This window comes from Kitasatospora sp. NPDC097643 (assembly GCF_040302625.1).
Classification (GTDB): Bacteria; Actinomycetota; Actinomycetes; order Streptomycetales; family Streptomycetaceae; genus Kitasatospora.
In genome coordinates this window covers 14,285-31,933 of record NZ_JBEOSA010000045.1, presented here as the reverse complement: position 1 = coordinate 31,933, position 17,649 = coordinate 14,285, and the positions used below count along the sequence as shown (strand labels likewise).

14 protein-coding genes are annotated in these 17,649 nt (G+C 73.3%); 9 read left to right on the top strand and 5 right to left on the bottom strand.

What is annotated here, in order from left to right; genetic code table 11:
* The first annotated feature begins 285 nt into the window (after positions 1–285).
* Complete coding sequence (locus ABTY15_RS25670) at positions 286–1,689, top strand: short-chain fatty acyl-CoA regulator family protein (protein WP_350599897.1); 1,404 nt, start codon at positions 286–288, stop codon at positions 1,687–1,689.
* A 156-nt stretch (positions 1,690–1,845) separates the two neighbouring features.
* Here ABTY15_RS25670 and ABTY15_RS25665 read toward each other — a convergent pair whose 3' ends face one another.
* Positions 1,846–3,183, bottom strand: coding sequence for an NAD(P)/FAD-dependent oxidoreductase (locus ABTY15_RS25665; RefSeq protein ID WP_350599894.1), 1,338 nt, complete (start codon positions 3,181–3,183; stop codon positions 1,846–1,848).
* Between the two features lie 589 nt (positions 3,184–3,772).
* Here ABTY15_RS25665 and ABTY15_RS25660 point away from each other — a divergent pair.
* From ABTY15_RS25660 to ABTY15_RS25650, 3 genes are all read left to right on the top strand, one after another.
* Positions 3,773–4,948 (top strand): magnesium and cobalt transport protein CorA, encoded by a 1,176-nt coding sequence (locus tag ABTY15_RS25660; protein WP_350599891.1) that lies wholly within the window; start codon positions 3,773–3,775, stop codon positions 4,946–4,948.
* 211 nt (positions 4,949–5,159) lie between these two features.
* On the top strand, positions 5,160–6,722 hold the full coding sequence (locus tag ABTY15_RS25655) for a GlnX family signal transduction membrane protein (protein ID WP_350599888.1): 1,563 nt from the start codon (positions 5,160–5,162) through the stop codon (positions 6,720–6,722).
* Between the two features lie 267 nt (positions 6,723–6,989).
* Positions 6,990–8,216 carry an RNA-guided endonuclease InsQ/TnpB family protein gene (locus ABTY15_RS25650; protein ID WP_350599887.1) on the top strand — a complete coding sequence of 409 codons (1,227 nt, stop codon included), beginning with the start codon at positions 6,990–6,992 and terminating at the stop codon, positions 8,214–8,216.
* 15 nt (positions 8,217–8,231) lie between these two features.
* Here the strand turns inward: ABTY15_RS25650 and dacB are convergent, their stop codons facing one another.
* Positions 8,232–9,821: a D-alanyl-D-alanine carboxypeptidase/D-alanyl-D-alanine endopeptidase gene (dacB, locus tag ABTY15_RS25645; protein WP_350599884.1), complete on the bottom strand. Its 1,590-nt coding sequence runs from the start codon at positions 9,819–9,821 to the stop codon at positions 8,232–8,234.
* Between the two features lie 170 nt (positions 9,822–9,991).
* Entirely contained in the window at positions 9,992–10,384 is a 393-nt protein-coding gene (locus tag ABTY15_RS25640) for a hypothetical protein (RefSeq protein ID WP_350599880.1), read from the bottom strand.
* Between the two features lie 128 nt (positions 10,385–10,512).
* Here ABTY15_RS25640 and lepB point away from each other — a divergent pair, with 128 nt between their 5' ends.
* The 3 genes from lepB to ABTY15_RS25625 all read left to right on the top strand — a co-directional run bounded on the left by lepB (position 10,513) and on the right by ABTY15_RS25625 (position 12,754).
* Positions 10,513–11,520, top strand: a complete 1,008-nt coding sequence (lepB, locus tag ABTY15_RS25635; RefSeq protein ID WP_350599877.1) for a signal peptidase I — start codon at positions 10,513–10,515, stop codon at positions 11,518–11,520.
* Between the two features lie 146 nt (positions 11,521–11,666).
* Positions 11,667–11,915, top strand: a complete 249-nt coding sequence (locus ABTY15_RS25630; protein WP_350599875.1) for a hypothetical protein — start codon at positions 11,667–11,669, stop codon at positions 11,913–11,915.
* Positions 11,916–12,091: 176 nt separating this feature from the next.
* Positions 12,092–12,754: a double zinc ribbon domain-containing protein gene (locus ABTY15_RS25625; protein WP_350599874.1), complete on the top strand. Its 663-nt coding sequence runs from the start codon at positions 12,092–12,094 to the stop codon at positions 12,752–12,754.
* 84 nt (positions 12,755–12,838) lie between these two features.
* Here ABTY15_RS25625 and ABTY15_RS25620 read toward each other — a convergent pair whose 3' ends face one another.
* Positions 12,839–14,536, bottom strand: a complete 1,698-nt coding sequence (locus ABTY15_RS25620) for an LCP family protein (protein WP_350599873.1) — start codon at positions 14,534–14,536, stop codon at positions 12,839–12,841.
* Between the two features lie 217 nt (positions 14,537–14,753).
* Between ABTY15_RS25620 and ABTY15_RS25615 the strand changes: the two genes are divergently transcribed.
* Both ABTY15_RS25615 and ABTY15_RS25610 read left to right on the top strand, forming a co-directional pair.
* On the top strand, positions 14,754–15,143 hold the full coding sequence (locus ABTY15_RS25615; protein ID WP_350599872.1) for a hypothetical protein: 390 nt from the start codon (positions 14,754–14,756) through the stop codon (positions 15,141–15,143).
* 270 nt (positions 15,144–15,413) lie between these two features.
* Positions 15,414–16,049: a thioredoxin-like domain-containing protein gene (locus ABTY15_RS25610; protein WP_350599869.1), complete on the top strand. Its 636-nt coding sequence runs from the start codon at positions 15,414–15,416 to the stop codon at positions 16,047–16,049.
* A 100-nt stretch (positions 16,050–16,149) separates the two neighbouring features.
* On the opposite strand, the gene ABTY15_RS25605 is transcribed toward ABTY15_RS25610, so the two are convergent.
* Positions 16,150–17,598 carry an MFS transporter gene (locus tag ABTY15_RS25605; protein WP_350599867.1) on the bottom strand — a complete coding sequence of 483 codons (1,449 nt, stop codon included), beginning with the start codon at positions 17,596–17,598 and terminating at the stop codon, positions 16,150–16,152.
* Positions 17,599–17,649: the final 51 nt, after the last annotated feature.

The following is a 17,649-nucleotide window of genomic DNA, read 5'->3' as shown; positions in this document are numbered from 1 at the left end:
GGCCGGGCGGTGCCGGGCGGCGGTGGAACACCGCAGGACGTGGATGCCCGGACAGCCCGTCAGGTTCGCGACCGACCTGCGCTTTCCCGGCTGTCCTGCGCACCTCCCGGCCGCACCACCGACTCTGGCAGCTCGCCGGGCCGTCGTCACCGGTGGACCACTGCCAAGTTCTGCGAACGATCATCAGCGAATCTGCGAAGGTTGCGAACGTCGGACCGGCCGTTCTGCGGTTAGGCTGCCCGCGCCGACTGGTCAGCCGATGCACACAGCGGGGAGAACGACACCATGGGAAAGGCCTTCGCCGGCGCCCGACTGCGCCGCCTGCGCGAGGAACGCGGCCTCAGCCAGGCCGCCCTCGCTCGGCTGCTCGACCTCTCGCCCAGCTACCTCAACCAACTGGAGCACGACGCCCGCCCGCTCACCGTGCCCGTCCTGCTGCGCCTCACCGAGGCCTTCGGGGTCGAGGCCGGCTACTTCGCCCCGCCGGACAGCGCCCGGCTCACCGCCGAACTGCGGGACACGCTCGGAGAGGAGATCACCGTCGGACGGGTCACCGCAGGCGACCTCGACGAGCTGGCCGCCCGACTGCCCGCCGTGGCACGGCTGCTGACGGACCTTTCCCGCGGCCGACGCGACGCGGCCGAGCAACTCGCCGTCCTCGCCGGGGACCGCGGCCCCGGGGCCGACGCCCGCACTCCGCACGAACAGGTCCGCGAGTTCTTCTACCGCCGCCAGAACTACCTCCACGAACTCGACACCGCGGCCGAGGAGTTGGCGGACGGCATCGGGCTGAGGCGCGGCGGGGTCGGGGAGGCGCTGGCCGAACGGCTCGCCACCACGCACCAGGTCCGGATCGGCACCGGAAGCGGACAGCTGCACCGGTACGACGAGCAGACCCGGACCCTGCACCTGTCGGACCGGCTGCGCCCCGGCCAGCAGGCCTTCCGGATGGCCACCCAGCTGGCCTACCTGGAACACGACTCACTGCTGTCCGAACTCGCTGCTCAGGACAGCCCGGAGGGCTCCACCGCGTTCTCCCTCACCCGGATCGGACTGGCCAACTACTTCGCCGCCGCCCTCGTCCTGCCCTACACCGCCTTCCACAGCCAGGCGGAGTCGGCGCGCTACGACATCGAGCACCTCGCCGACCACTTCGGCGTCGGCTACGAGACCGTCTGCCACCGCCTCAGCACCCTCCAGCGCTCCGGCCTGCGCGGGGTGCCCTTCTCCTTCGTACGCGTCGACCGGGCCGGGAACGTCTCCAAGCGGCAGTCCGCCACCGCCTTCCACTTCTCCCGCACCGGCGGCACCTGCCCGCTCTGGAACGTCTACGACGCCTTCGCCGCCCCCGGCCGGGTCCACGTCCAGGTCGCCGCCATGCCCGACGGCCGCCGCTACCTCTGGACCGCCCGCGCCGTCACCCGCTCACCCGGCGGCTGGGGGAGGCCCGGCAAGACCTTCGCGATCGGCCTCGGCTGTGAGATCCGCCACGCCGGACGGCTGGTGTACTCGGCCGGCCTGGACCTCGGCGACGAGAGCGCCGCCACCCCGATCGGCCTCGGCTGCAAGGTCTGCGAACGCCCCACCTGCCCGCAGCGCTCCGCCCCGGCCATCGGCCGGCCGCTCGCCGTCGACGAGCGCACCAGCACCTTCGTTCCGTACGCCGCGGTACCCGACCCCCGAAGCTGAAGGCAGGGAGCGGCGCACCGGTGTCCCCCATGCTTCGCTTCGTCCTGGGATTTCGTTGACGGCGGGCCGATCCGGGGGGGGGTCCGGAACTCCGTTTGACCCCGCCTCCGACCCCCGCCCCGCCGGTAGCCCGGCGGGGCGGGGGCGTGTCCGGGGTCAGCCGCGGAGGATGGCGGCCAGGAGCGAGGGCCGGAAGAGCAGGGTGGGCGGGGCGACGAGGGACATCACCTCGTGGAAGGCCGCGGTGACCTGGGGGTTGTGGGCGGCGGCGGCGAGGACCTTGTCGAGGAAGCGGTGCTGGACCTTGAGCAGGGCGCCGGCCGGGCCGCCGGTGGTGGCGGCGAAGCGGGCGTCCTCGGAGCTGGACATCACCCAGGGGTTCTTCGAGGCGCGGGCGACCTCGCGGCGGGCGTCCCGCGCGGTGGCGTGGCCGATGCCGCCGTGGCGCAGGGCGGTGCGGCGCAGCGCCTGGGCGCAGAACAGGGCGACGGTGATGCCCTGGCCGTACACCGGGTTGAAGGTGCTCGCGGCGTCGCCGACCACCACCAGGCCCTCCGGGGCGCGGCGTTCGTAGTGGCGCCGGACGCCGGGGCCGGGGACGAAGCCGCGGACCTCGCCGGCCGGTTCGGCGTCCAGCAGCGCCTCGCGCAGGCTCGGGTCGCGCAGCATGGTCAGCTGCTTGGTGAACCCGGCCTCGCCCGGCTCGGGTTCGGCGCCGCGCATGCCGGCGACGCTGACGATCCAACGGTCGCCCTCGACCGGCAGCATGACGCCCAGTCGGGGGGCGTCGGGTGCCTTGGTCTGGAGGTAGATCGCCCGGTACCCGAAGTCGGCGCCGGCCGGGCGGTGGAACAGCCGGGAGGAGTACGCGACGCCCGCGTCGACCCGCTCCTCGGGCGCCGGCTGGCAGCCGAGTTCGGCCAGCCAGCCGGGCAGCGGGGTCGAGCGCCCGGCCGCGTCCACCACCAACTCGGCCGGGATCTCGCGGACTTCGCCGCGCTCCGGGCCGCGGTCGCGCACCTTGACACCGGTCACCGCGCCGGCCGAGCCGAGCAGGCCGACCACGTCGACGCCCTCCAGGAACTCGATCGAGGGTTCGGTGCGGACCCGGTCCAGCACCACCTTGTCGAGCACCGGCCGGGTGCAGGAGAGGAAGGCCAGCTGCGCCGGGTACTCGGCCATCCACCCGGCCGAGCTGAGCCAGCGCAGATCACCCGAGACGGCGACCCGGTTGGCGCCGGCGTCGGTGAGCTCCTGCTTGATGCCGGGCATCAGCTCCTCCAGCGCCCGGTGCCCGGCCTCCAGCACCAGGTGGGCGTGACGGCCCTGCGGCACCCCGGCCCGGAACGCCGGTTCCGCCGGGTAGCGGTCCCGTTCGACCACCACGATCCGCTCGGCGATCCCGCGCAACGCCCAGGCCGCCACCGTCCCGGCCAGCCCGCCGCCGATCACCACCGCCGTGCCCCGCCCGGGGGGCCTTTCCGAAGAAGTCATGCCACGTAGCGTAGTTGGCCGGGGGTGCCGCCGTAATCGCCGCACCTCGACGAATGTGCCACGCCCGTACCGCCCTTGACGGCGCGGATCCGGACGCGGATCCCGACGCGGGTTCCAGACGTGGATCCCGGCGTGGTTCCCAACGCGGGCCCCGACGCCGATCCCGGCGTGCTTCCGGACCCGGTTCCGCACGCCGATCCCGGCGCGCGCGGGTCCGGTGCGCAACCCGGTGCGCAACCCGGCGCGGCGGTCGCGGGCCGAGATCCCGGTGGGAAGCCCGAGCGGGTGGGTACTAGACTCGACGAGGTTGTGCAGGCACCTCTTCCGGTGTGCGGGCGCGGAGGCGAGGAGGTGAGAGCCGTGGAGTGCAGTAGTCCGGGCCGAAGTCGGCCCCGCCCCCGGTCGTCCCGCAGCATCCGCGGCACCCGGCACACCTCCTCCCGTACGGCTCCCGTGCGGCGCTGACCCCGCTCGGTGGGGCGGCTCCGGCCGCGGCGGTCGCGCCGTGCGGGTGGCGGGCGGCCGGGCGCCCCCGGCCCGCCGTGCCCCGCACCGGCGGCCGGGCACCCCACCGTGGAGGTACCCCGCCATGTCCGACTGGCGTGTGCGCGCCGTGCGCGCGAGCAAGCGTCCGTTCTCCCGTCCCGCCACCGCCGCCGGGCGGCACGCCGACGCGCTGCCGGCGCCCGAGCACTCGATGGACCCGCGGCCCGACCAGCCGGTCGAGCCGGTCACGCTGGAACGCTCGGTGGTCGACGCGGCCGTCTACCGGGACGGTCGCCGGATCGACGCGGCGCCGGTCAGCCTCGCCGACATCTACCGCGACCTGCCGGGCCGGCCCGACACGATGGCCTGGATCGGCCTGTACCGCCCGGCCGAGGCGCAGCTGCTGGAGGCCGCCGACCGGTTCAACCTGCACGAGCTGGCCGTCGAGGACGCCATCGTCGCCCACCAGCGGCCGAAGCTGGAGCGCTACGGCGACACGCTGTTCGTGGTGCTGCGCGCGGCCCGCTACCTGGACGAGGCGGAGGAGGTCGACTTCGGCGAGATCCACCTCTTCGTCGGCCCCGACTTCGTGCTCACCGTCCGGCACTCCCAGGCCCCGGACCTCTCGGCGGTGCGCCGCCGCCTGGAGGCCGACCCGGACCTGCTGGCGCTCGGCCCGGAGGCGGTGCTGTACGCCGTCCTGGACGCCGTGGTGGACGGCTACGCGCCGGTCATCGCCGGGTTGCAGCACGACATCGACGAGATCGAGACCGAGGTGTTCGGCGGCGACCCGCAGGTGTCCCGGCGCATCTACGAGCTGTCCCGCGAGGTGATCGAACTGCAGCGGGCCACCCGGCCGCTGCTGGAGATCATGAAGAGCCTGGAGGCGGGCTTCGGCAAGTACGGCACCGACAACGAGCTCCAGCGCTACCTGCGCGACGTCGCCGACCACGCCACCTACGCCGCCGAGCGGGTGGACGGCTTCCGGCAGATGCTGCAGAACATCCTCACCGTCAACGCGACGCTGGTCTCGCAGCGGCAGAACGAGGAGATGAAGCAGCTCGCCGAGGCCGGGCACGCGCAGAACGACGAGATCAAGAAGATCTCCTCCTGGGCGGCCATCCTCTTCGCGCCGACCCTGATCGGCACCGTGTACGGCATGAACTTCGAGACCATGCCGGAGCTCCAGTGGGCGTTCGGCTACCCCTTCGCGATCGGGCTGATGGCGCTGGTCTGCACCGGGCTGTACCTGGTGTTCAAGCGCCGCAACTGGCTCTGACCGGCCCGCGGCCGGGACGCCCAGCCCCCGGACGGAAAGCCGGCCGCTAAGAAGTCGTCAAGATCGGCGCCCGGCGGGGTCCAAGTGGCGTCCGCGGGCGTCTCATCGTCGGGGCGCGGCACCGGCCGCGCCCGGCGAGAGCAACGGCCCCGCCCCGGTTCCTCCACGAGGCCCGGGCGGCACGGGCCACGGGGGAAAGGGACGGACGACGATGACCACCTCGACAGCGGGCGCAACAGCCACCTCGGGGGAGACGGACCCGGCGGGGGAGGTGGATCCCGACCCGGCCCCAGCCGGGCCCGCCCCGCGGGCCCTCACCCACCGGCTCGCCGACGGCCCGCTCGCCCGGCTCGGCCAGGGCGTACGGGCGGCCGGCACCCGCGCCTACTGGACCACCCCCCGGCTGGTCCGCGGCCTCACCGCGCTGAGCCTGGCCACCCTGATCGGCCTCGGCGCCACCGCCACCACCGTCCTCGGCGGGGCCCGGGACGGCACCGACACCATCGGCCACCGGGCCGCCCCGCAGGCCACCCGCGCCGCCGACCTCTACTTCGCGCTCAGCGACATGGACGCCCAGGCCGCCAACCTGCTGCTGATCGGCGCCGACTCCGACTACACCGCGCTGCACCGGCAGACCCTGGACACCTACGAACAGCGCCGCACCCAGGCCGACAACGATCTCCAGCAGGCCGCCGAGGCCGCGGCCGACGACCCGGCCGGACAGCGCGCCGTCCGCCTGGTGCTCGGCCAGCTCGGCAGCTACGAGGCCCTGGTGGCCCGCGCCCAGCTGCTGGAGGAGCAGGCCAAGGCGCCGGCCGGCCAGCCCTCGGAGGCCGCCCTGGCCGCCTACCGGCAGGCCACCGACCTGCTGCGGCAGCAGCTGCTGCCCGCCGCCGACCAGGTGACCGCCGCCAACGAGGCCGTCGTCGACCAGGTCTACGACGACCGCCGGGGCGCCCTGGACAGCGGCTGGTGGTGGCTGCTCGGCCTCGGCCTGCTCACGCTCGCCGCGCTGCTCGGCCTCCAGCGCGTCCTCGCGCTGCGCTACCACCGGGTGCTGAACCCGGCGCTGGCCGCCGTCACCCTGCTCACCGGCATCACCCTGCTGGTCGGGCTGCACCTGGCGAGCCTCGCCGAGGACAACCTGGTCACCGCCAAGAGCAACGCCTACGACTCGGTGATCGCGCTCAGCCGCGCCCGCGCCGTCGCCTTCGACCTGAACGCCGACGAGAGCCGCTACCTCGCCGACCCGGCCCGCGCGGCCGCGTACGAGCAGAGCTTCCTCGACAAGGCCCAGGCGATCGCCCGCTTCGACGGCGCCACCCTCGACGCCTACAACTCCCGGCTGGCGGCGGCCGCCGACGCGCACCGCACCGACCACGCGGTGGTGCCGTTCGGCGGTTTCCTCGGCACCGAGCTGCGCAACGTCACCTTCCCCGGCGAACAGGAGGCCGCGGAGCGGGTGCTGACCGCCTTCCAGCAGTACCAGCAGGACGACCGGAGGATCCGCGAGCTGCGCGCCGCCGGGCGGATCAAGGAGGCGGTGACGCTCAACACCGGGCTGTCGCAGGGCCAGTCCAACTACGACTTCGGGCAGCTGAGTGCCGCGATCGGGGACACCGTCGCGGTCAACGGCCGGGCGATGGACGAGGCGGTCGAGGAGACCGACGGCGAACTCGACGGCACGACGGCCGGGTTGGGGGCGGCCGTGCTGGCGGTGGCGCTCGGCCTCACCGTGGCGGGCGTCCGGCCCCGGCTGCGCGAGTACCGCTGAAGCCGTTGGCACGGCTGGGACCGGCAGCACAGCTGAGGCCGTAAGTACCGCTGAGACCTCGAGCACCCGCGAGACCGGAAGCACGGCGGGGCCCGGTGGCGAACCGCATCGCCACCGGGCCCCGCCGTCGGCCGCCCCGCCGCTACCGGATCTCATCGCAGTGCACCGGGCTTTGGCCCGGTGGTGAAGCGATTCTGGATCCTGCCGTGACGTGCACGTTCGCACCTTCCCGCACTGTTGTCAGTGGCGCCGGATAGGTTGGTCAACGTGCAGCTTCGGTACTCCTTCCGGCTCTATCCGAACGGGCCTCAGCGTTGCGCGCTGGCCCGTGCGTTCGGGTGTGCGCGGGTGGTGTACAACGACGCGTTGCGGACCCGTGAGGACGCCCGCGCGGCCGGGCTGCCGTTCGTGCCGTCCGGCGTGTTGTCGAAGGCGTTGACGGAGGCGAAGAAGACCCCGGAGCGTTCCTGGCTCGGCGAGGTGTCTGCCGTGGTGTTGCAACAGTCGCTGCGGGACCTGGACGCCGCCTACCGGAACTTCTTCGACGGTTTGAAGGGCAAGCGTCTGCGCATGGGCGCACCGCGCCTCAAGTCGCGGAAGGACCACCGGCAGGCGATCCGGTTCACCGCGAACGCCCGTTGGTCGGTCACCACGGGCGGTGACCTGGCATTGCCGAAGATCGGCGATGTGCGGGTGAAGTGGTCCCGCCGCCTGCCGTCGGTGCCATCCACGGTGACCGTGGTCCAGGACGCCTCCGGACGGTACTTCGCCTCGTTCGTGGTGGAGACCGACCCGGCCGACGACCTGACCCGGATGCCGGAGACGGACGCCGTCGTCGGCATCGACCTCGGACTGACCCACTTCGCGATCCTCTCCGACGGCACGAAGATCGACAGCCCGCGCTTCCTGCGCCGTGCCGAGAAGCGACTGAAGAAGGCGCAACAGGCCCTGAGCCGCAAGGCGAAGGGGTCGAAGAACCGCGAGAAGGCCCGTGTCAAGGTCGCCCGCGCTCATGGGCGTGTGGCGGATGCGCGGCGTGAGTTCCACCACCAGCTCTCCACGAAGGTGATCCGCGAGAATCAAGCGGTAGCCGTGGAGGACCTGGCGGTCAAGGGGCTCGCCCGCACTCGCCTGGCCAAGTCCGTGCACGACGCGGGATGGTCGCAGTTCGTGACCATGCTGGAGTACAAGGCCGCCCGTTATGGGCGGGCCTTCCACAAAATAGGCCGCTTCGAGCCGACCTCGCAGCTCTGCTCGCACTGCGGTGTCCAGGACGGACCCAAGCCCCTCGGCGTTCGCGCGTGGACGTGCGGGGCGTGCGGGGCCGTCCTGGACCGGGACATCAACGCGGCGGTCAACGTCGCCATGGCCGCCGGACTGGCGGTGACAGCCTGTCGAGCGCGGGTAAGACCGGAACATGTTCCGGCGCAGCGCGAAGAAGCAGGAACCCACCGAGACGGTCAGCCGACCGTGGCAGGAATCCCCGGCCCTTAGGCCGGGGAGCGGAAGTCAAGGGGCCTCCTGCTGGAGCAGTCCGGCGATCTGCCAGACGTCGTCGTTGATCTGGAAGAAGCTCTCGATGGTCGGGGTGGACGCGCCGTTGACGGCGAGGAAGAAGGTGCGCAGACAGCCGTTGTCGGTCAGCAGGTAGCCGGCCAGGGCCTCCGATCCCACCGCCAGCTGGTCGTTGAGGTGGTCGAACCCGATCGCCGTGCCGGGCTTGGCGAACACCTTGCCCTTGGCCGGGCAGCCGGTGGTGCAGGTGGTGGCGCCGGAGCCGTCCACGCCGAGGATCGGCAGGGCGTTGCGGAAGGCGTCCGCGTCGGGGGTGCGCAGCCAGTACGCCAGCACCTCGTTGATGCCCCGGGGGGTGACCCGGTCGACCGGGTCGCCGCCGCGCCCGTCGGCGAGCTGGAACTGGGTCGGGTCGACGTTCGCGACGCCGGTCAGGAAGTCGCGTTCCACCTGGAAGCCGGTCTCGCAGTCGTGGCTGCCGCGGGCCGTGGCCATGTTGCAGAGGGCCAGGTTGGCGCCCAGGTTGTGGCTGACCTTGAGGATCAGCTTGGCGTACTCCCGGTACGGCGGGGAGACGAAGGCGGCGACCTGCGGGGCGCCGGCGTAGGAGGCGGGCAGGTCGGCGACCGGGTTGGGGCCGGTGGGCGGGGCGGTGACGGTGACGCCGGCCCGGGCGAGCGCCTCGATCAGGGCCGTGCGGCCGAAGGCGTTCGGGTCCCGGACCGGGGAGGTGCGCAGCACCGGCTGGGCGTCGGCGGCGACCGTGCCGGAGAGGGTGATCTGCGTGCCGTCGGGGGAGGCGGAGACGTGGATGTCGGTGGTGCCGCCGGCCGCCACCGTCTGGACGGTGGAGGTGACCTGGTAGGGGGCCACCTGGGGGCGCCAGCTCAGCTGGGCGGCCTGGCCGGGGGCGGTGGGGGTGGTCAGCAGGTCGATCAGGTTGTCGTTGATGATCAGGGGGGTGGGCAGCGGGTCGAGCGCGGGGAGGTCGAAGATCCGCGGGTCGACGACGACGTCGCCGCGCACCGTGGTGATCCCGGAGGCCGCGACCTGCTGGGCGATCTGGTCCAGCCCGGCCAGCGGGTCCTCCGGGGTGAGGGTGGCGCCGGGGAGGTCGTTGGCGTAGGTGTGGTCGATGGTGGTGTAGTCGACGGTGCCGTCCGGCCGGGTGCGGCCGCCCATGGTCAGGTCGCCCTGGGCGACGAGGGCGAGGTTGCCGTCGAGGGTGGAGCCGGTGCGGGTGCCGAGGGCGTGGACCGGGGTGGTGAACCGGTGGTCGGGGCCGAGGGTGTGCCAGGCGCCGGAGATGGTGACCAGCTTGGCGGTCGAGCCGGGGATGAAGAACTGGTCGGGGAACTGCGCGTGGATGCTCCGGCCGGAGGCCGGGTCGACCTCCAGCAGGCCCCACTGGGCGTGCTCGTAGCCGGGCTTGTTCATGATCGCCCGGATGGCGGGGGAGAGGCGTTCGGCCGGGTCGGCCGGGGCGGCGGTGGCCGGGGTGGCGGCGGCAGGGCCGGTCACGGCCAGCAGGGCCGCGCCCGCCACCGCCCAGGAGCGGAGCCGGCCGGGTCTGGGGAGGGTCATGCGTTCAGCCGTTCTGCAGTCGGGGCCCGGGTGCCTGCCCGGGCGGTCATCGCCGCATCGTAGGGAGCGGGACCGCCGGTGGCGGGCTGGCCGGGCCGGGCCGACGGAGCGCGGGTCGAACGTCATCCGGTCGGCGGAGTGCGACTGCTCCGACAGGTCCTGCCGGGGCGTCAGCCGGCGGCGGCGAGCCGGTCGTACTCGGCATCCGGGTCCAGCTGGCGGCGGTACTCGACGTGCAGTCGGACGGTGTCCTCCGGGCCGGTGCCGGTCACGAGGCGGGCGCCGGTGCCGGTCACGAGGCGGGCGAGCGGGCCGCGGCCGGCGGGCAGCGGGCGGGGCTCGGGCCACTGCTGGGCGAGGACGGCGAGGGCGGTGCCGTCGGCGGCGCGCAGGATCCAGCTGGCCCGGCCGCCGCCGATCAACGGCAGGGTGGGACGGGGCAGTCCGAGTGCGGCGCACACCGCCGCCAGGTCCAGGCCGTCGGGCACGGTGAGCGTACGGGCGTGCGGGGCGTCGACGTCGTCGCCCGCCGCGACGCTGTCCCGGGTGAGGTGGATGCGCATGGCGGGCAGCCTAGGTGACATGTCGTCCGCTGGGCGGGCGCGGCCGGGAACCTCTGTTCGGTAGGTTCGTTCCCTGACAGGGGGCTTCAGATCCGGGCTCCCGTCAGGCCGTCGGGAGGGGCCGGGGAATGACTGTCCAGCAGAGCACGGAGTCCGATGAGAGCGGTGGAGCCGGCGAGCGGGGTGAGACCGGCCCGGAGGAGGTAGCGGGGAAGGCGGCGCCGGCGGCGGCGGGCGAGGTGACGCGGGAGGCAGCGGAGGAGGACGGGAAGGCGGCCCGGAAGAAGCGCCCGTTCTGGCAGGAGCTGCCGATCCTGGTGGTGGTCGCCCTGCTGCTCTCACTCGCCATCAAGACCTTCTTCGTCCAGGCCTTCTCGATCCCCTCGGGCTCGATGGAGGAGACCCTCTCGATCGGCGACCGCGTCCTGGTGGACAAGTTCACCCCCTGGTTCGGCGCCGAGCCGGAGCGCGGCGAGGTGGTGGTCTTCCGCGATCCGGGCGGCTGGCTGGAGGGCGGCGCGGAGCACTCCGACGACTCGGTGGGGGGCACCATCCAGAAGGTGCTGAGCACGATCGGCCTGATGCCCTCGGCGGACGAGAAGGACCTCATCAAGCGGGTGATCGCGGTCGGCGGGGACACCGTCGAGTGCAAGGCGGGCGCCCCGGTGAAGGTGAACGGGGCCGCGCTGAACGAGCCGTACCTGTTTCCCGGCTCGACGCCCTGTGACAACGACCCGGTGGGCACCGTGACCGTCCCCAAGGGCAAGCTCTGGGTGATGGGCGACCACCGCAACAACTCGCGTGACTCCCGCCCGCACCAGAACGAGACGGGCGACGGCTTCGTCCCGGTGGACAACGTGGTCGGCCGGGCCTTCGTGGTGGCGTGGCCGCTCGGCAACTGGCGCACCCTGCCGGTGCCGGACACCTTCGACCAGGTGCCGTCCGCCGCGGCGGGCCCCGCTTCCTCGCCCGAGGGGCCGTCGGCGCCGGGCGCGGCGGCGCTCGCGCTGGCGGTGCCGGTCACGCTCTGGAACCGCCGCCGGGGCCAGCGGAGCTTGCGGGGTCAGAGCGGCCACAGCGGCCTCAGCGGCCGGAATGGCCGGAGCGGCCGGTGGGGCCTGGGCGGCCGCCGCTGAGGCCGCACCGCCCGTCGCCGGGTTCGCCGGAACTCCACCCGCCCTGCTCTACACGCCTGTAGAGTTCGAGGGGTGAGCTGAACGCCCGGTCGCGTGGCCGCCCGACCCGGGAGGCCGCCGGCCGGGTCCGGTCGGGAGGCGGAACCGTGGTGGAGAGTCGGCGCAGTCCTGCGGGTGCCGGAGGACCGGCGGATCCGGACGTCGAGTGGGTGTACCAGCCCGTCGAGGTGGACCTCGGCGACGGGGCGTGGGCACTCGGGCGGATCAGCGGCTGGTGGCAGGACGCGGCGGGGGAGACCTGGTGCCGGCTGCGGCTGAACCGCGGCGGCCGCCCCGCCTGCTGGGAGCCGTTCGACCCGGCCCGGGTCCTGCTGCTGCCGGTCGCCGGACTCTGAGCGGAACCGGCCGCGGGCCCGCGCACGTCCCTTGGGTCGGCGGTCACCGAGGAGTCGACCCGACGTGATTCCCAAGAGGTGACGGCCTGTGCGATTCTGTGCAGCGCGCCAGGGCCGGGCCCCTGCCGGTAGGGGCCGGGAACCGCCGACATGCCACTTCAGCGACCGGGGACGACGTGAGTTCCGAGATCTACTTCAGCAACAACTACCGCGACCTCTGCGAGCAGCACGGCACGGGCGCGGGCTTCCAGTTCGAGTTCTACTGCTCGCGCTGCTCCGACACCTGGCGCTCGCCGTTCGAGGCGTTCAAGACCGGGCAGATGGCCGGCTGGATCGGCAAGGGCTTCAGCGCGGCCTGGAACATCATCGGCGGGAACGCCACCAACACCATCAGCAACGCTGCCGACGGCCTGGCCGGCCACACCTGGGGCAACGCGCGCGACACCGCGTTCCAGCGCGCGATCGAGAACGCCCAGGGCCACTTCAACCGCTGCGCCCGCTGTACGTCCTACGTGTGCGGCCGGTGCTTCGACCCGGCCCAGGGGCTCTGCCACAACTGCGCCCCGGACACCGCCGCCGAGGCGATGGTGGCGCAGCGGCGAGGCCTCAACGACATGGTGTCCGAACGCGCCTACCAGCACGGCCAGCAGGCCGGCGCCGAGTTCGACGCGAGCACGCCGCGGCAGCTGGTCTGCCCGCAGTGCCACGCGGAGACGCACGGCACGCCGTTCTGCCCGGGCTGCGGCCACCGGCTCGCCCAGGCCGTGCAGTGCGTGCAGTGCCAGAAGGACGTGCCGGAGGGCGCCGCGTTCTGCCCCTCCTGCGGGACGAGGCGCTGAGCCTCCGGCAGGTCGGACCGAGCACGCCGAAGCGCCCCCGAGGACGGTGTCCCGGGGGCGCTTCGGCGTGCGGACGGTGGCGGATCAGCCGTACGAGATGTTGGCGCACGGGTCGTCGTCGGCCGAGCGGGCGGCGTCGCTGACGCTGGTCGGTACCGGGGCGGGGGCGGCGGAGGCCGCACCGGCGGGTGAAGTGCCGCTCGCCGAGGCCGGGTTGGCGGCCGCGAAGTCGTGGCCGAGCACGACGCTGAGGCCCTTGCCGCCGGGCTGGACGGTGGCGCCCGGGAACAGCTTCGCGACGGCCTCGGCGGCGGCGCGCTCGCCGGTGCCGTACTCGACCACGGTGGTGGCGCGGGGCTTGCCGGCGGCGGTGCCGAGGGTGGTGGAGGTGTAGCCGGCGCCCTTGAGGACGTCCGCCGCCTTGCCGCCGAGGGCCGCCGCCCCGGTGGGGTGCAGCACGGTGACCTTCACGTCGGCGGGCTTGGCCTCGCCGGCCTTGGTCTCGGTGGGCTTGGCGTCCGCGGCGGGGGTGGGCGTGGCCGGGGCGGAGGTGGCGGCGGCCGTGGTGGGGGCGGTCGGGTCCGCGGTGGCGGGGACGCTCGCGTCCTGCCCGTCCAGGGTGCGGTCGGCCCTGAGGGCGGCCCAGAGCTGGTCGACGTCCGGGTGGACCAGGGCGACCCGGGGGCCCTCGTAACGCCACGGTGCGGTCACGAACTTGACGTCGTGCAGGTCGACGCCCTTGAGCGACATGGCGAAGGAGAGCAGCTTGGCGGCCGAGCCGAGGTCGGGGTCGACGGTCAGCGACCTGGTCGCCGCGTCGGCGAGCGGCAGCATCGTCGTCGGGTCCATGCCGCCGGCCTTGACCTGCTTGATGAGCGAGGAGAGGAAGGCCTGTTGACGCTTGGTGCGGCCGATGTCGGAGCCGTCGCCGATGCCGTGGCGGATCCGCACGTAGTCGAGCGCGGCCTGGCCCTCGACCTTCTGCTTGCCCTTGGCGTAGAGCAGTTTGCCCTTGCGGCCCAGGTTGGGGTTGAGGTCGCCCTCGTGGATGTCGTTCGGCAGGCAGACCTCGACCCCGCCGACGGCCTTGGTCATCGAGGCGAAGCCGTTGAAGTCGACCACGATGGTGTGGTCGACCCGCAGGTTGGTCAGCTTCTCGACGGCGTTCTGGGTGCAGGCCGGGTTGCCCTGCTCGGTGTCGCCCACCGAGAAGGCGCTGTTGAACATGACGTTGGTCTGCTCCTTGGTCCACTTGCCGTTCGGGAGCTTGCACGGCGGGAGGGTGACCAGGGAGTCGCGGGGGATGGAGATGCCGGTCGCGTGCTTGTGGTCGGCGTAGACGTGCAGCAGGATCGCGGTGTCCGAGCGGGCGCCGCCGTCCCCGCCGCCGCCGAGGTCGCTGTTGCCGTTGCCGCGGCTGTCCGAGCCGATCAGCAGGACGTTGACCGGGGTGTGGCCCTGGGCATCGGGGGGCGCGGCCGCCGGACGGTCCTTGCTGAGGCCGTCGCCGTCGAAGGTGGTGAGGTTGCTGTTCAGGCGGAGGTAGACGGCGCAGCCGCCGAGGAGGAGCAGCGCGGTGCCGCCGGCGGTGGCCCAGAGCACCTTCTGCTTGGTGCTGCGCTTGGGCTTGGCCTTGGCCTTCGCGCGGCGGGCCTCGACCCGGGTGCCGGTCGGACGGTCGCCCTCGGTACCGTTTCCCCCGGTGCGGTTGCCGTCGGCGCGGTTCCGCTCCGCCCGGCGTGGCGAGTTTTCGGCTCCGGTGGAACCCCTGCGACCAGACACGTCGTCATCCTCCACAGTTGCCACGCGCCCCCCGTCGAAGCGGTGGGTGCGTGACCGGGGCCGGAGCCGAGCAGGCCTGGCCCGTCGCTAAACTTTTACACCGCTGTAGAACTTCAGTGGAGCATACTAGGCGTTGATGAGAAAACCACCTGGTCAGACCAACTGATCTGGCCGACCGGACTCATCCGCGCTGCTCCAGACCTGTACGAGGAGCACGATGACTCACCGGATCGCACGTTCGATAGCCGGCGCCCTGGTGGCACTGCTGGCCGCCGTCGGCCTCACCGCCGCGGCGTCGAGCGCGACGGCGGTGGCCGCACCCCGGCCCGCAGCGGCCGCCGGCACGACCGGCGACGGCGCGGTCGGCGGCGGCACGACTGCCGTTCAGGGTGCGGTTGTCCAGCACGGCGTCCGAAGCGCCGTCGAGAGCGACCGCTCCGGCGCGGTCGCGCAGCTGGCCGCCAAGACGAAGGAGAAGAAGAAGGGCTTCTTCGCCAAGCTCGGCAAGTTCGTGCTGGTCGTCGTCCTGCTGATCATCCTGTTGTTCGTGCTGCTCATCGTCGGCATCGTCTACGCCGCGAAGCGGATCTTCAGCCGCCGCAAGTGAGCTGCCGCAAGTGAGCGGCGGCAGGTGAGCGGCAGCGGGTGAGCCGCAGCCGCCGGCGCCGTCAGGGCCCGACCCCGCACGGGGCCGGGCCCTGACCCGTCGCGCTCGTCGGCCGTGCGGCGAGAGCCGGGCGGCCCGCTGGGGCTGGCAGCCCGTCGGGGGGATGGGGCCTGACCAGGGGGTATGGCTGTCCCGGGCGGGGGTGGGGCATCGCGGCGATACTGGAGCTGGACGCCGTGCGCCCGCGCGGCGGCGAGAGGAGCCCCGGCCATGGCTGCTGCTCCCAGGAAACCGTCCGATGACCGGCGTGCCAGGATCGAGGAGCTGCGCCGGGAGGAACGGCGGCACCAGCGCCGTCGGAAGATCGTGTACGCGAGTGTGGCAGGGGCCATCCTCGCCGGGTTGATGGCGGGCGGCATCTGGGCCGTCACCTCCGCCGAGAACAGCGGGACCAAGGCCCAGGCGAGCCCGATCGCGGGTGTGCAGACGTTCGGGACGCTCGGCCGCACGCACGTCCAGACGCCGGTGACGTACCCGCAGACCCCGCCCGTCGGCGGCGATCACAGCCCGGTCTGGCTCAACTGCAACGGCGACGTCTACACCAAGCCCGTTCCGAACGAGAACGCCGTGCACTCGCTGGAGCACGGCGCAGTCTGGATCACCTACGGTGACCAGGCCTCCCCGGCCGACGTCGCCACCCTCGCGGCCAAGGTCCAGGGCCGGCCGTACACCTTCCTGAGCCCCTACCCGGGCGAGTCGGGGAAGATCACCCTCACCGCCTGGAGTACCCGGCTGGTGGTGGACAGCCCGAACGACCCCCGGGTCGACGCCTTCCTCTCCCGCTACGTCCAGGGGCCGCAGACCCCCGAGCCCGGTGCCCCGTGCACGGGTGGGCTCACTCCGTAGCGGGCCCGAGCCGCCGCCCACCGACCGCCGCCCGCCCAGGTCGGGAGCCTGGACGGGCGGCGGTCATCGGTCGGTGGGCCGACGGTGTGCGGGCAGCCGGTCACCCCGCGTCGACCCACTCCGGCGCCGGCTGGTCGTCGGCGGCCGCAGCGGCCCGGCCGGTGCGGAGGGTGACGGCGGCGGCCAGCGCTCCCAGCAGGGCGATCGCGGCGGCGCCTAGGAAGGCGGCCGAGAAGCCGTTGGTCAGCGCGGTCGGGTCGCCGAGCTCCCGGGAGCCGTGGGCGGCGGCGACCGCGGTCATCGCGGCCAGGCCGAGGGCGGAGCCGACCTGGTAGCCGGTGTTGACGATGCCAGCGGCGAGGCCGCCCTCCTCCGGGCGGGCGCTGGAGAGCGCGGTGCCGAGCGAGGGGATGAAGGCCAGCGACATGCCGACCGCGGCGAGCAGCGAGGCGGGCAGGACGTCGACCAGGAAGCCGCCGTCCGGGCGGGCGAAGGAGAGCCAGAGCATGCCGCCGGCCAGGGCGGCCAGCCCGACGACGATCAGCGGCTCGGGCCCGAAGCGGGCGATCAGCCGGGGCGCCAGCACGATCATCATCACCATGATGGCGGCGGTCATCGGCAGCAGCGCGGCCCCGGAGACGAAGGCTTCCAGGTGGAGCACCTGCTGGAGGTAGAGGTTGAGGAAGAACCACATCGGGATCCACGCGGCGGCCATCAGGAACTGGGCGAGGTTGGCGCCGGCCAGGTTCGGGCTGCGCCAGATGCCAAGTCGCATCAGCGGTTCGCGCCGCCGGGCCTGGAGCGCGACGAACGCCCCGATCAGCAGGACGCCGACGGCGAGCACCAGCCAGGTCCGCGCCGAGCCCCAACCCGTCTCCGGGGCACGGACGATGGCGTAGACGGAGGTGGCCAGGCCGGCCGTGACGGTGACGGCGCCGAGCCAGTCCACCGAGCCCCGCCGGGCGGCGGCCGCGGGCATCACGCCCGGGGCGGTGGCGAGCACCGCGAGCGCGACCGGGACGTTGATGAGGAAGACCCAGTCCCAGCTGAGGTACTGGGTGATGACACCGCCGAGGAACACGCCCGCCGTGCCGCCGGCGGGCGCGGCGGCGCCGTAGAGCGCGAGCGCCTTGCCGAGCTCCTGGGGGCGGCCGCCGAAGAGCGTCATCAGCAGGGTGAGCGCGGACGGGGCGATGAGCGCCGATCCGGCGCCCTGGAGCGCGCGGCCGGCGAGTTCGACCCAGGCCGTCCCGGCCAGGCCCGCGACCAGCGACCCTGCGGCGAGGACCGCCCACCCGGCGGCGAACAGCCGCTTGGCGCCGAGCAGGTCGGACAGCCGGCCGCCGAGCAGCAGTAAGCCGCCGAAGGCGACGACGTAGGCGTTGAAGACCCAGGACAGGTTCTCCTGCGAGAAGCCGAGCGCGGTCTGCATCTCGGGTAGTGCGACGCCGATGATCGAGGTGTCCATGATCACCATGAACTGGGCGAGCGCGATCAGGCCGAGCGCCGTCCAGCGGCGGGGCGAGGGAGGTGCGGCGAGGTCCGACACGACCTGACTCCTATACGGGGGAGGGGTATCTGTGGAACGTGAAGGAACATA